General features: G+C 43.0%; 15 protein-coding genes. 13 read left to right on the forward strand and 2 right to left on the reverse strand.

What is annotated here, in order from left to right; all coding sequences use genetic code 11:
* Positions 1-61 precede the first annotated feature (61 nt).
* Entirely contained in the window at positions 62-1,456 is a 1,395-nt protein-coding gene (locus HMPREF0501_RS03770; RefSeq protein WP_006916526.1) for an amino acid permease, read from the reverse strand.
* A 112-nt stretch (positions 1,457-1,568) separates the two neighbouring features.
* Between HMPREF0501_RS03770 and HMPREF0501_RS03775 the strand changes: the two genes are divergently transcribed.
* The 13 genes from HMPREF0501_RS03775 (at position 1,569) to HMPREF0501_RS03835 (ending at position 12,918) form a co-directional block, all read left to right on the forward strand.
* On the forward strand, positions 1,569-1,991 hold the full coding sequence (locus HMPREF0501_RS03775; protein WP_006916527.1) for a bis(5'-nucleosyl)-tetraphosphatase: 423 nt from the start codon (positions 1,569-1,571) through the stop codon (positions 1,989-1,991).
* Positions 1,991-2,545 carry a guanylate kinase gene (locus tag HMPREF0501_RS03780; RefSeq protein ID WP_006916528.1) on the forward strand — a complete coding sequence of 185 codons (555 nt, stop codon included), beginning with the start codon at positions 1,991-1,993 and terminating at the stop codon, positions 2,543-2,545. Before HMPREF0501_RS03775 ends, HMPREF0501_RS03780 begins: the two co-directional genes overlap by 1 nt.
* Positions 2,546-2,556: 11 nt before the next feature.
* Positions 2,557-3,000 carry a Fur family transcriptional regulator gene (locus HMPREF0501_RS03785; RefSeq protein WP_006916529.1) on the forward strand — a complete coding sequence of 148 codons (444 nt, stop codon included), beginning with the start codon at positions 2,557-2,559 and terminating at the stop codon, positions 2,998-3,000.
* A gap of 64 nt (positions 3,001-3,064) precedes the next feature.
* Positions 3,065-3,481, forward strand: coding sequence for a hypothetical protein (locus tag HMPREF0501_RS03790; RefSeq protein ID WP_040455826.1), 417 nt, complete (start codon positions 3,065-3,067; stop codon positions 3,479-3,481).
* A gap of 12 nt (positions 3,482-3,493) precedes the next feature.
* Positions 3,494-4,363 (forward strand): DUF6681 family protein, encoded by an 870-nt coding sequence (locus HMPREF0501_RS03795; protein ID WP_006916531.1) that lies wholly within the window; start codon positions 3,494-3,496, stop codon positions 4,361-4,363.
* A gap of 92 nt (positions 4,364-4,455) precedes the next feature.
* Entirely contained in the window at positions 4,456-5,391 is a 936-nt protein-coding gene (locus tag HMPREF0501_RS03800) for a LacI family DNA-binding transcriptional regulator (RefSeq protein WP_006916532.1), read from the forward strand.
* 159 nt (positions 5,392-5,550) lie between these two features.
* On the forward strand, positions 5,551-6,897 hold the full coding sequence (locus tag HMPREF0501_RS03805; RefSeq protein WP_006916533.1) for an SLC45 family MFS transporter: 1,347 nt from the start codon (positions 5,551-5,553) through the stop codon (positions 6,895-6,897).
* Positions 6,898-6,949: 52 nt separating this feature from the next.
* Positions 6,950-9,202 carry a glycoside hydrolase family 65 protein gene (locus HMPREF0501_RS03810; RefSeq protein WP_006916534.1) on the forward strand — a complete coding sequence of 751 codons (2,253 nt, stop codon included), beginning with the start codon at positions 6,950-6,952 and terminating at the stop codon, positions 9,200-9,202.
* 19 nt (positions 9,203-9,221) lie between these two features.
* Complete coding sequence (pgmB, locus tag HMPREF0501_RS03815) at positions 9,222-9,881, forward strand: beta-phosphoglucomutase (protein ID WP_006916535.1); 660 nt, start codon at positions 9,222-9,224, stop codon at positions 9,879-9,881.
* Positions 9,882-10,011: 130 nt separating this feature from the next.
* The gene (locus HMPREF0501_RS03820; RefSeq protein ID WP_006916536.1) at positions 10,012-10,839 is read left to right on the forward strand and encodes an exodeoxyribonuclease III; all 828 of its coding nucleotides are present in this window, start codon (positions 10,012-10,014) and stop codon (positions 10,837-10,839) included.
* Between the two features lie 73 nt (positions 10,840-10,912).
* Positions 10,913-11,434, forward strand: coding sequence for an HdeD family acid-resistance protein (locus tag HMPREF0501_RS03825; RefSeq protein WP_006916537.1), 522 nt, complete (start codon positions 10,913-10,915; stop codon positions 11,432-11,434).
* A 96-nt stretch (positions 11,435-11,530) separates the two neighbouring features.
* Positions 11,531-12,097, forward strand: coding sequence for an alpha/beta fold hydrolase (locus HMPREF0501_RS03830; RefSeq protein WP_040455830.1), 567 nt, complete (start codon positions 11,531-11,533; stop codon positions 12,095-12,097).
* A complete protein-coding gene (locus HMPREF0501_RS03835) occupies positions 12,094-12,918 on the forward strand; it encodes a DUF2974 domain-containing protein (RefSeq protein ID WP_006916539.1) in 825 nt (274 codons plus the stop codon). The genes HMPREF0501_RS03830 and HMPREF0501_RS03835 overlap by 4 nt, the downstream gene beginning before the upstream one ends.
* A 19-nt stretch (positions 12,919-12,937) precedes the next feature.
* Here HMPREF0501_RS03835 and HMPREF0501_RS03840 read toward each other — a convergent pair whose 3' ends face one another.
* Entirely contained in the window at positions 12,938-13,846 is a 909-nt protein-coding gene (locus tag HMPREF0501_RS03840) for a serine hydrolase (protein ID WP_223206780.1), read from the reverse strand.
* Positions 13,847-13,920 lie beyond the last annotated feature (74 nt).

Below are 13,920 nucleotides of genomic sequence, written 5' to 3' on the forward strand. Positions count from 1 at the left end.
AATAAAAAAGAGCCGGACAGCAATCATCACTGACTTTGCTGTCTAGCTCCCGAAGCGCAAATTATTTTTCTGATGAAATTGTACTGTGGTGGTAACCATAGCTGAAGTAAATAATAATGCCAATTACGAACCAGATTCCGGCGCCAATAAAGGTAGTCTTACCCAGCTGGCAAATCATCCAGATACAAGCCAGACCGGAGATGATTGGCAGAAGCGGGTAAAGTGGTACCTGGAAGCCATCTCGATTATCAATGTCTTGTCGGTGGCGGAGCGGAATAATCCCAAATGAAACAAAAGTAAATGCTAACAAGGTCCCAATATTAACCAGACTAGTTAATTCGTCAAGGAAAACCAGCCCACCCATGATTGCGATAATGATCGTTACGAATAGCAAGGCGTTTTCTGGAGTTTCACCCTTTTGAGCATTTAACTTACTGAGTGGCTTTGGTAATAAACCATCCCGACCAATTGAGTACACTAACCGTGAACTAGCAAAAATGGTGGTAATCATCATGGTGAACATCCCAATTAGGGCACCAATGGCTAAGGTATCTGCTAACCAGCCTTGGTTAACGAGATTCAAAGCATAGGAAACGGGGTTGGCAACGTCTAACTTAGTGTATTTCACCATTCCCACTAATACTGCTGAAACCCCCATGTAGAGAATTGCCGCAATCAACAACGTTCCGAGAATCCCGATTGGCATGTTCTTTTTAGGATTTTTAACTTCGGCGGCGGAACTCGAAACGGCATCAAAGCCCAGGAAGGCAAAAAAGACGGTTGTTGCTCCCTTTAAGATGCCACCAATCTTGTGGGGCATAAATGGGTGATAGTTAGCCGGCTTGATAAAGAAGAATCCAACACCAATGAATAGTAAAATGATGACAATTTTTAAGATCACCATGGCATTGTTAACCCGTTTGGATGATTGCATTCCTCGTGAAAGGATTAAACTGACCACGAGCACCACCAGCACGGCCACCAGGTTAAAGTAGGTTCCGTGAGCGGGATTAAAGGGCCCAGAAATGGCTTTTGGAATGTGAATGCCAAAGCTGGCCAACAATGCATTAAAGTATGCGGACCAACCAGTCGAAACGGTCGCCACCGCCAACATGTATTCGAGCACTAGGGCCCAACCGAGAATCCAGCCAATAAATTCACCGAAAATAATATTTCCATAAGAGTAGGCACTTCCGGCGACGGGTAGAGCGGATGAGAATTCTGCGTAACACATTGCCGCGAGCGCACAAACAATTGCGGCTAACAGAAATGAAACAATGACGCCGGGACCAGCAGCGTTGGCTGCAACCGTCCCTGGTAGGATAAAGATCCCCGTCCCAATGACCGCACCAACACCCATTGTCATTAAATCGAAAGCGGAGAGCGATTTAACGAAGTGCTGGTCGGCTCCTAAGTAATTTGAAAGACTTTCCTTTCTGAAAATCTTTAAGTGCATAATCACTAACCACCTTTGTTATAATGTTCTATAATATAGATTCCATATTAGGACTATGATAAAGTCAGTTAATATTAAAAGTCAATTAAAAAATCATTAAGGGGTGTTCAGAATGGCAATTGAAGTGACTGCTGGAGCAGTCGTTTACCGCTGGAACAATGGTGAACTGCAATACCTATTACTGGAAAGTACAAATAAGGGAAACTTCTGGGGCTTTCCGAAGGGCCATGTTGAGGTGAACGAAACCTTGGAAGCAACTGCCCATCGGGAAATTAAAGAAGAAACTTCATTAGATCTACCGATTGATACCAGTTTCCATGTGTATACGGAATATGATTTGCCAAATGGTAATCGGAAGCAAATGACCCTTTATACTGCAGCCCTTTCAGAACCAGAAGGATTGGACCTTCAGGCTGCAGAAATTAAGGATGCGGGTTGGTTTAACTATGATGCAGCCCGGCAACGACTAACTTATAGTAACCTCAAAGAACTTTTAGATAAGGTTCACGCCCACCTAGTTAATCAGCAGAGCTAATGGAAAAGAAAAAAGTATTTGTCATCACCGGTGCAACGGGATCGGGAAAGACAACGGTCGCCCGTTATTTAAAGAAAAAGTATGACATGTTTAAGGTAATCACCCATACGACCCGAACACCGCGATCCAATGAAAAAGATGGTGTTGATTACTATTTTGAAAATCGTGATTCAATGCAAAAATTACATTTATTGGAGCAGGTTGAATATGACCACCACTGGTATGGTTCTTCATTAGAAGGGCTAAAGCAGGGGTGGCGGAATCATCAATTTGATGTCATTGTGTTGGATACCAAGGGTGCGATTACCTATAAAGAAAAACTTGGTGATCAAGCAGTCATTATTTTCCTGACGGTTTCCCATCTTAAAAAACTGGCAGAACGGCTCAAAGCACGGGGCGATCTGAAAAAGGCGATTACTTCCCGGCTAAATAGTGCTGAATATGAGCGTGACCTGACTTTACCACCAGAACTGAAGGGGAAAGCTCATGTGATTGTGAATGACCGGTGGAAAGAAACAACTGCTAAATTGGACCGGATTCTTCGTCAAAAATAGGGAGTAATAATATGACGGAAAATTTAAGACATGCCAAACAGTTAATTAAGCAGCAGGGATTGCGCTGGACTAAGCAACGAGAATCTTTGATTAATATTTTGGATTCTTTCTTAGAACGGTACGTTGATATTACGGAAGTTGACCGTCAAATGCGTCAGCAATATCCAAGTATTAGTCACGACACGATTTACCGTAATTTGCAGGAATTTAAAGAGCTCAAGTTAGTGGAAACCAAGCAGGGTACGAATGGTTTGATGGTCAAATTAGAATGCGATCCGCACCATCATCACCACTTTATTTGCCAAAACTGTGGTAAAGTGCAAGAAATTAAAATGCCCAATTTTGATTATGCTGCCTATCAAGCTCAGCTACCGGGAGCTAAGATTACTGGTCATAGTTTTGAACTATATGGCTATTGCGCAGAATGTCAGCGAAAACTCAAGCGAAAATCTTAGAAGATCCTTAACATTCATCAGGGGGAAAGTTGATTATAATTGGGTACTAAAAGGAGCGTCGAATATGTTAAAAACACCACCATTTGTTACCCCATTTGCGCTAGTGTCATTAGTGTTAGCATTAGGTGCAACGAACGTGGTGGTTAACAAAACCACCCATACGAATGAAGGGGCAAAAGTAACTAATACGCGGACTGATCGTCGGACCACTAATGATCAGCAACGCCGCGATGATAGTAACCGTAACAGTAGCAGTGATGATCGGGACCGTGACGATCAATCGTCGTCATCATCAGTAACACGCCAGAGTCAATCTAGCACAGCAACGAATAATAATACCGGGACGACTGGTCAAAACGAAACCACGACGAATAAGTCGAATTCCACCAACGAAAATACTACGACTACAAATAATGGAACTAATGATAGTACCAATAATACCCAAACTAATACTACTGGTGGAACAGAAAGTAATAACTAAGGAGGGTAGTGAATGTTTAGTTTTCTTGATATGATCAACCATTCACTTGGTTACTTTAATATCAATACCAAGTTGAAAAATAAAATCTATACAGTTGTTGCTCTCCTTGGTGACTTTTACCTAATTTATGTCACCTACCGGTTACTCGCTAACCACGTTTGGATGCGGGGATTGCTGTACTGTTTAGCAGTTATTGCCATTACCTACTATGTTTACCTGAATGCAGTTTATTATTTCCTAAATCGTACTTCGCGGTTTGACGTCTTATCACCATGGCTGGTTAAAATTACGGGTTATGATCAGAGCAATGAGAATCGTGGACAAATGCGTGCCGATCGCGCAGCGGCCATGATTAGTAATCAAGCCAATGGCTACTTTACTGATAGTAATCTGATTAGTGCAGACGTATCAATTGATCGTGAGGAGCAGTATAACCTACGTCATTTAGTAGATCAGCTAGTTGAAGAAGGAATCTTTACGGCTGACTATAACGGCAAGGACGCGTCGGCAATTATCGATGAATACAATCAGACTCACCAGCCGGTAAATGCGTTGAATGATCATCAAACACCACCATACTTTGATTTAGTAAATGATGAATTTGGCCACCGCTTGGAAATTTATGCTGGTTTGAACCAAATGGAACGGGTACGGGTTGGTCACATTACCAAGGTCGGTTTGACTGATGTGCACGCGGCGCATGAAAAGTACCGCCTATATTTAGCAAACGTCTTTGTTACTGGCGGGCCGCATAAGATTCCGGGACGGCGGGGAACCACTATCTTGACGGACGGTGATTTTGGTTTAGTTGCCCACGTGGCATATAAAAATCGTGAGTCACAAGATGCCGTGGGACAGCAACGGCGTAATTTATATCAATAAAGTCATTACAGGCGATGGTGACCAAAAAACGGTCAGTCATAGCCTGCTTTTTTTGTTAAAATAATATTATTACGTTTGTGGAGGAAAATAGGTTGGTTACGATTAGAACAATTGCTGCTAAAGCTGGTGTTTCAACGTCGACAGCGTCACGCGCATTAAATGATAATCCCCGGATTAGCAGCAAAACTCGTCAGCATGTTAAACAAATCGCCCGTGCATTAGGCTATCGGCCTAATTTTTCGGCCCGCAATTTAAGTCGTGGGGAAGCGAATATCATTGGGGTGGTTTTCCCAATTCCAGATGCAAAGACGACCCAACCCGCCAACCCATTTCATATTGAAATTATGTGGGGAATTGGTAAGGCCATTCGACGTAAAAACTATGAAATGATGGTGGCGATGGGAACGAATCAAGCGGACCTAGTCCGTCAGGTTGAAGCAATGGCGCAGCAAGCCAAAGTTCATAAATTTGTCCTCCTGTACTCCCAAAAGGATGACCCCGTTGTGGATTACCTGCGACAGCATCAATTGTCTTATGTCATTGTCGGTCATCCATATAATGACTTGGACAGCTTTGTTGATAACGATAATGTTGCGGTCGGTCAGGCGGCCACCCAACGATTGTGTACACTGCACAAGTTACACCAACCCGTGTTTGTCCAATCCACAACTGACCATTCCTTTGAAACTGATCGACGAAAGGGATATGAACAAGCAATGCAAAGCAAGTCTTTGCCACCAATGGTCATCAAACTCTCCCCACAGGATGATTTGATGAGATGGCTAGCTAGTCATCCGGAAGCGGATGGTTTAGTTTTTGCGGATGACGTGATTTACCTGCGCTATGCCCGTCAGTTAAAAGAAACCGAACTACCAGTGGCTTGTTTTAATAACAGTCAGTGGATTAAAGTCGTCTTTAGCGACCAAAGTGTCATTGATTTGCAGCCACAGAAGTTAGGGGCAGAAGCCGTAAAGCTATTGTTTAATCCGCGTCACCACCATATTTATGTGCCGTACCAAGTCAGCTAAATCCAGTTAACAGGAGTGCTAATGCACGTGATCCAGGTTAGCTGGATTTTTTATTTTAAATTTTGCGCAAACGGTTGCATTAAATAATGATGTTTGGTATATTATTAGGCGTAATGTAAAAGCGCTTTCAAAAAACGCAGATTTTAAGGAGTGTTTGTTATGAGTCAAGAGAATTCACAAACTGCTGGTTTGCCAACGCTCTCCAGTAGCATGATTTGGATGATCAACTTTGGCTTTTTGGGTGTGCAAACGGCATTTACCCTGCAAAGTTCGCAAATGAGTCGAATTTTCCAAACCATTGGTGCTGATCCCAATAACCTTGGTTGGTTCTTCATTTTGCCACCATTGGCTGGACTGATCGTTCAACCAATTATTGGTTATTATTCTGATCGAACCTGGGCACCTAAATTAGGTGGTCGGCGGCTTCCTTACTTGTTGTTAGGAACAATCGTGGCGGTGATTGTTATGCTTTTGCTGCCTAACTCAGGAAGCTTCGGCTTTGGTTATGGTTCGCTAGCCGCACTTTGGTTTGGGGCAATTACGGTTGCCTTTCTTGATTTATCTTCCAATGTTGCAATGCAGCCATTCAAGATGATGGTTGGTGACATGGTAAATGATGATCAAAAGAGCTATGCCTACGGAGTGCAAAGTTTCTTGTCGAACACCGGGGCGGTGCTGGCAGCAATCTTCCCATTCCTATTAACTTTGATGGGGGTTGCTAATAAAGCACCGAAGGGTGTGGTACCACAATCAGTTATCATTTCCTTCTACGTGGGTGCTGCTTTACTAGTGATTACGAGCCTCTTCACGATTTTCCGGGTTCATGAATATGATCCTGCAACTTATGCTAAGTATCATGGCATTTCCGAAGCGGATAACAAAGAAGGCGGTAACTGGTTGACGTTGCTGAGACATGCACCAAAGGCTTTCTGGACGGTAACTCTAGTTCAATTCTTCTGCTGGTTTGCTTTCCAATACCTATGGACTTACTCAGCTGGTGCCATTGCAAGTAACGTTTGGGGAACGACGAATGCTTCAAGTGTTGGTTACCAAGATGCTGGTAACTGGTATGGGGTTCTGGCGGCCGTTCAATCCATCGCTGCCGTAATTTGGTCATACGTCTTAGCTAAGGTACCGAACAAGTATCATAAATTAGGATATGCTGGCAGCCTTTTGCTTGGGGCCATCGGCTTTATCTCCGTCTTCTATATCCATGACAAGTGGACGTTAATTATTTCATACACCTTAGTCGGAATTGCCTGGGCCGGCATGAATACCTACCCACTAACAATTGTGACGAATGCATTATCTGGTAAGCATATGGGAACCTACCTTGGCTTATTCAACGGCTCCATTTGTCTGCCACAAATTGTTGCTTCACTGTTGAGTTTTGTGCTCTTCCCAATGCTGGGTGGTTCACAAGTCCACATGTTCCTGCTTGGTGGAGTGGTAATGATTTTAGCTGCCTTGTCAGTTGGAACAATTCACGAAACGTATGTCCGCTAGAAAATTACTAAGAGAATTGAGTTAAAAGGTTTAAATAAGAAAGGAATTTACCATGAAAAGAACATTTGATATTGCGCCATGGCACGTTGCAACTAAACAATGGGATCCAGAAGATAAGCGTCTTCAGGAATCAATGACGTCATTAGCAAACGAAAACTTGGGAATGCGGGGCTTCTTTGAAGAAGGCTACACCGGTGACCATATGCAAGGAGTCTACCTCGGTGGGGTTTGGTTCCCTGACAAGACACGTGTTGGTTGGTGGAAGAACGGTTATCCAAAATACTTTGGTAAGATGATCAACGCAGTTAACTTTATGAAGTTAATCATTAAAGTTAACGGTGAACAACTGGACTTAAACAAACAAACACCAAAAGATTTTAAATTAGATCTTGATATGAAACGGGGCGTCTTAACTCGTGAATTTACCGTTGAAATCGGTGGTACTGAAATGTACTTCAACTTTGAACGGTTCGTCTCGGTCGTCCAAAAGGAATTAGTAGGTCAACGGTTACACATTAAGAATCGCGGTAATGATGGTGCAAAGGTAGAAATTACCAGCATGATTGATGCGGATGTCTACAATGAAGATGCCAATTACGATGAACAATTCTGGAACGTTTTGGGTAAGAACGCTAGTGATGAACATGCCGAATTAACTTCTGAAACGAAGCCGAACGACTTTGGCACGCCACAGTTTACTGTTGGAATGAAGACGACCACGAAGACGGATTTAGCCCACGTCGGTGATGGTACTGATGAGAAGGATGCTTACAATAACTTTGCGGGCACAGTAGCTGCTGGCCAAGAAGTAACGATTGAAAAACGATCCGTTGTCGTTACTTCCCGGGACTTTGATTCTCAAGCAGCGATTGAAAAGCGTTTAGATGATTTAACTGATCAATTAGATGGTCAAAGCTTCGACGATTTATTAGCTCCCCATGTCCAAGAATGGGCAGACCGGTGGACAAAGTCCGATGTTGAGATTGAAGGGGACGAAGGGGCCCAACAAGGGATTCGCTTTAACCTCTTCCAACTCTTCTCAACTTACTATGGTAATGATTACCGGCTGAATATTAGTCCAAAGGGCTTCACTGGTGAAAAGTACGGTGGTGCTACTTACTGGGATACCGAAGCTTACTGTATTCCAGTCTACTTAGGGGTTGCCAACCCAGAAATTGCCCGTAACTTATTAATGTACCGGTATAAGCAACTGGATGGGGCCTTTGTAAACGCTAAGGAACAAGGCTTGAAGGGTGCATTATTCCCAATGGTGACCTTTAACGGGATCGAATGCCACAACGAATGGGAAATTACCTTTGAAGAAATTCACCGGAATGGTGACATTGCCTTTGCGATTTACCTATACACTAAGTACACGGGTGACAAGTCATACGTACTCAACGAGGGTGCGGAAGTCCTAACCGAAATTTCGCGGTTCTGGGCAGACCGGGTTCACTACTCACAACGGCAAAACAAGTACATGTTGCACGGGGTAACCGGTCCAGATGAATACGATAACAACGTCAACAACGACTGGTACACGAACCTACTTTGTCAATGGACATTGAAGTACACACTGGAAATTTTGGCGGAAGTTGATGACGATGTTGCCAAGAAGCTCAACGTTTCCGAAGATGAAAAGCGTTACTGGAAGGGTATCGTGGATAATATGTACTTGCCATACGACAAGCAAAAAGATATTTTCCCAGAAAATGATGGCTTCTTAGATAAGGACCTGACCCCAGTTTCTGAAATTCCAAGTGATCAACTACCACTGAACCAAAATTGGTCATGGGACAAGATTCTTCGTTCACCATATGTTAAGCAAGGGGACGTTATTCAAGGACTATGGGACTTTATTGATGACTTTACCAAGGAAGAAAAGAAGAATAACTTTGACTTTTATGAACAATTTACGGTTCATGAATCAAGCCTCTCCGCTTCGGTTTACTCCATTATCGCGGCTGACATTGGCTATGAAGACAAGGCTGTTGAATTATACGAACGTTCAGCCCGCCTTGACCTTGATAACTACAACAATGATACTTCTGATGGTTTGCACATCACTTCCATGACGGGTTCATGGTTGGACATTGTTCAAGGATTTGCTGGCATGCGGGTTCGTGATGATCAACTCCACTTTGCCCCATTCTTACCAAAGAAATGGGATTCATACCAATTCCGTCAGATGTTCCGTGGTCGGATCTTGAAGGTTAAGGTTGACAAGCACGGTACGAAGATCGACTTAGTATCTGGTGACCCAATTACGATTGATTTAGATGGTCAAAAGTTAGAATTGAAGTAATTCAGGAAGGAGAATAATCATGAACTTTTCTGAGATTAAAGGCTTTGCCTTCGATATGGATGGGGTAATTGCTGATACCGCCCGGTTCCATGGCCAGGCTTGGCATCAATTGGCTGATAAAGTGGGAACAACGTGGACTCCTGAATTAGCTGATGCACTTAAGGGAGTTAGCCGAATGGATTCTCTTGAGTTGATCCTCAAGGCCGGTGGTCATGAAAATGACTATTCACAGGACGAGAAAGTAGCGTTGGCGACGGAAAAGAATGATAACTATGTTAAGTTAGTGGAAACTTTAACGCCGGCTGATATTTTACCGGGAATGAAAGCATTCTTAGATGAACTAAAGGCCGCAGGTTATCACTTAGTGTTAGCTTCTGCTTCGAAGAATGCCCCGAAAGTTTTAAAGTACCTGCAATTAACGGACTATTTTGAGGGGATTGTTGATCCAGCAAAGCTTTCTAAAGGAAAACCGGATCCAGAAATTTATGTTGAAGCGGCCAAGACAATGAATCTGCCAGTTAACGAAGTAGCTGGGGTTGAAGACGCGCAGGCCGGAATTCAGGCCATCAACGGCGCCGGAGAACTCTCCATCGGGATTGGCAGTGGTCTGAAGGACGCAGATGTTAAGTTTAATGAGACGAGCGAAGTTTCATTAGACGCAATTAAAGCACAACTATAGTTATAACTATTCACTCATCGCAACAATCATCAAGGAGGCCGGGAGTTACCCAGCCTCCTTTTTAAGTGGAAGATGATAATGTAATTAATGGTTGTTCGGCGTAAGATATTAATCAAAGAGGAGGATCACGATGAAATTTATTTCTTGGAATATTGATTCAATTAATGCTGCGTTGACTGGAACATCGACTCGGGCTGGAGAAACCCGGGATGTTTTGCACAAAATTGCTGATTTAGTGCCTGATGTGATTGCCATTCAAGAAACGAAACTTTCCAAAAATGGCCCCACCAAGAAGCATTTCACGGTTTTGAATGAACTTTTCCCAGACTACCAAGTTGCCTGGCGGAGTTCAGTTGAACCCGCCCGGAAAGGGTACGCAGGAACAATGTATCTTTATCGGACAGGTCTCACACCAAAGATATCTTATCCGCAAATTGGTGCTCCAGAACCGATGGACAATGAGGGCCGGATGATTACTTTAGAATTTCCATACTTTTTTGTTACGGAAGTGTATACACCAAACTCAGGGACTGGGCTCCGCCGCTTGGCCGAACGGCAAATTTGGGATGATCGTTACCGAGAATATCTCCAACAATTGGATCAGCAAAAGCCAGTGATTGCCAGTGGCGATTTTAACGTTGCTCATGAGCCGATCGACCTGGCCCATCCAGAAAATAATCACCATTCAGCTGGCTTTACCGACGAAGAACGTGAGCATTTTACTAAATTATTAAAGGCCGGTTTTACGGATAGTTTCCGTCACCTTCATCCGGAAGAAAAGGGTGCCTATTCCTGGTGGGCACAACGGGTCATTACCAGTAAGCAAAATAACTCTGGATGGCGGATTGACTACTGGTTGGTTAGTGATCGGATCGCCGATAAGGTAGTTAAATCATCGATGATTGATACCGGAGCACGCCGTGATCATACGCCGATTGAATTAGACATTGATTTATAATTAATTTAGTATAGTGGTCATCCACAATCGTGGTATACTGAATTTGTGATTATAAATGAGAGAAGGAATAATTGTGGAACGAGCAAATAAGCGGTTTGATTGGGCAGCCTTTATTTTAGGTGTCCTATTGGTCATTTTAGGGTGTGTTTCGATGTATCATATCGATAAAACCCTACGGTTAGTGGCAATTTTGATGGGGATTGGTGCCATCGTAAAGGGAATTTATGAAATTTGGCTTCGTCAGACGGTGAATAATTTGTTGAATCACCGATCCGCTTGGTTGTTAATTATGGCCATCTTAGATATTATCGTTGGTTTGATCTTCCTGTTTGTACGGGGCGTTGGTGCACTAACGATTGCTTACCTGTTTGCTATTTGGTTTATTATTGACAGTATTGGTCAATTGCAAGTTTCCAACTTCTACCGGCAATTTGGTAAAGGCTACTACTGGCTGCTAGTTGTTTTGAACGTCATCGGCGTGATTGTCGGGGTTATTTTATTGTTTAACCCTGCACTTTCGGCAATTACCCTTGTTTGGTTAATCGCTGCTGCGCTGATTCTGCTAGGGGTAATTGCAATTGTTGCTGCCTTTTAAAGGTGCTAAATTTTTAAAAAGACGTGAGCTAGTGCTCACGTCTTTTTTGTTGAATCATGCTAAAATAAAAGAAATCGTGATGAAAGAGGAATGATTATGGGGACAGTAGTGGTATTGCCATCATTCAAACTGGAACACAGTGATTGGCAACAAGTAAATATTGGGCACCGTCAGTTGCAAGTGCTTGATTATCAACAATTTCAGCTCCACCCGTACACATTTGACCAATTAGTTCAAGCGGTCGTTGATCATCTACGAACCGTGGCCCAACCAGTCATTCTGATTGGAGAAGACTTTGGTGCGTTAGTGGCGTTACGAGCAGCAGTTGATCTTTTGGGGCGGCTTGATCGGCTCATTTTAGTCCGGCCACATTGTCAAGCTTCAACGAATCTGCTCAATTCAGGACTATTTCAACCGACTCCATTAGATCGTCATCAGCTTAAATCGCTTAAACAGTCACTTCAAGGGGTGGATTTAACGGGCGAATTGATGCATGTTCAGGGATTAACCTACCTCTTTGCTGGGGAACAAGATCGTAAAAATCGACGAGTTGCTCAAGAACTCAAGAATCGGTTAATTGATGGGCACTTAGAAGTAGTGCCGAAAATGGGCAAGACGTTGAATGAAGCGGGAATTAAGGCATTAAGCGAGAACTTGCGGTGATGAAAATGCTTTGCAATCGTGACTTAAATGATCGCGAACGTTTGCTGGTTGCTCAAATGGAATATCAGTTACTCCAGAATGGACAAGTAGTCAAAATCGGTCCGGAATCGTTTGGAAGGGTGATACAGCATTGTCAAATGGCGGATGGTTTTCAAATGTTTGTGATCGAAAACCGGCCACAAAAGGAATATACACTGCTGTTTAAAGGTTCATCTGGGCTTATTAAGGGCACCATGGAGACTTGGAATCATGAATGGCTAGCAACTAATTTACCAATTGGTTGGTCCTTATTTGTCCAACGCGGGGTAATTCCGAGTCAATTGCGGACGGCGGCTCGTAAGTTAAATGGAATTTTACGTAAGTATCCAGGAGCGAAATTCTATTTATATGGTCATTCACTAGGATCGATTAATATTCAGTATGCCTTAGCGAATTGTGACAAGCTGGGACAGATTAAACGGGCCGATATTTATGAGGGACCGAATATTTACTGGTTACTCAGTCGTCGGCAACAACGACGGGTCCGTAAATTTAAACATAAGGTTAATAATTATATTGACGTTTATGACCCGGTGACTGCTGGTTTTGTTGATGGACGGCATCTGATTGGTCGACTTTGTTATGTGAAAAGTAGGTTACTACCACCAATTCGGCAACACATGTGGGGTGGTTATCAATTTACCAAGGCTGGTCGATTGTTAGTACAGCCAATCAATGAACGTTTTAAAATTCGCGCTGATTTTAATCGCCGGGTAATGTTTCGCCACTCATCGGTGGCGATTCGCTCAATAACTACAAAACGACCAGGAAAGCTAGGTTAGCGGCTTTCCTGGTCGTTTTTTAATTTTTATCCATAATTTTTTTAGTAGAGCGGGCCAGTTTTTCGATCAATTCTTCTCCAGAGTTCATGGATGAATTGTCGTCAGAGTAAACTGCGATCGTATAATCGTTTTGGTCTTTGCCACTAACGTAACCAATACTATTAACAATCCATTTGTCTGAATCATCTTGATCAAGCCAGCCGTTTTTCAGAGCGTAATTACTACTGCCGGCAGAAATTCCCCATTGCTGGTCGCTTTCCACATTTTTCATGAGGGATTGGATATAATTTTGTTCACTTTCGGTTAGCTTATTGGAACTAAAGAAAATATTGTTAAGTAATTTAATTTGGTCGCTCGGTGTGGTGGTCGTCATTCCCCAAGCACTTTCGGCATGGGTGTTGGTCATTTGAAATTGATTAAACGTATCCTGAAGACCGTCTGTGCCACCAAGGTAATCGTTAATGAGGGAGGTCGTAGAATCATTATCGGAATTTTCAATCATGGCTTTAGCATATTCACGACCCTGACTATCTAAATCGCCATCATTTTTAAGGAGAGTTCCTGCGAGAACAGCCACTTTAACGGTACTGGCGGTGTGATATTGATGTCTTGGGGTAGTGTTGTACGTGTATGTTTCACCAGTCTTGGTGGAGTACACTGCGATGGCAACATTGCTATCAACACCTTTGAGATCCGCTTTCCATTGGTGCTTTAGTTGACTACTCAAGCTTGTGGAACGGAATAGGTTGGGAACTATATTGATGGGGTTAGCGTTTTTAGCTTGAGTGAGAGGATTGTGGCTTTGGAAGATTAAGCCGACGTTAAGCAAGAGCGCAAACCCAATAAAGAGTAAGCTGACGATAATAGTTTTTTTATGAAATGTCCGACGTTGCTGATGTCGAATTTCTCGTCGTGATGGTTCACGCAAAATCGTTCCCTCCTGACCAGTAAAATGAGTAACATAATGAGCTTATCATAATTATCGGCCGATTTGTATGAAAT

It is taken from the genome of Limosilactobacillus coleohominis 101-4-CHN, assembly GCF_000161935.1.
GTDB classification, from domain to species: Bacteria; Bacillota; Bacilli; order Lactobacillales; family Lactobacillaceae; genus Limosilactobacillus; species Limosilactobacillus coleohominis_A.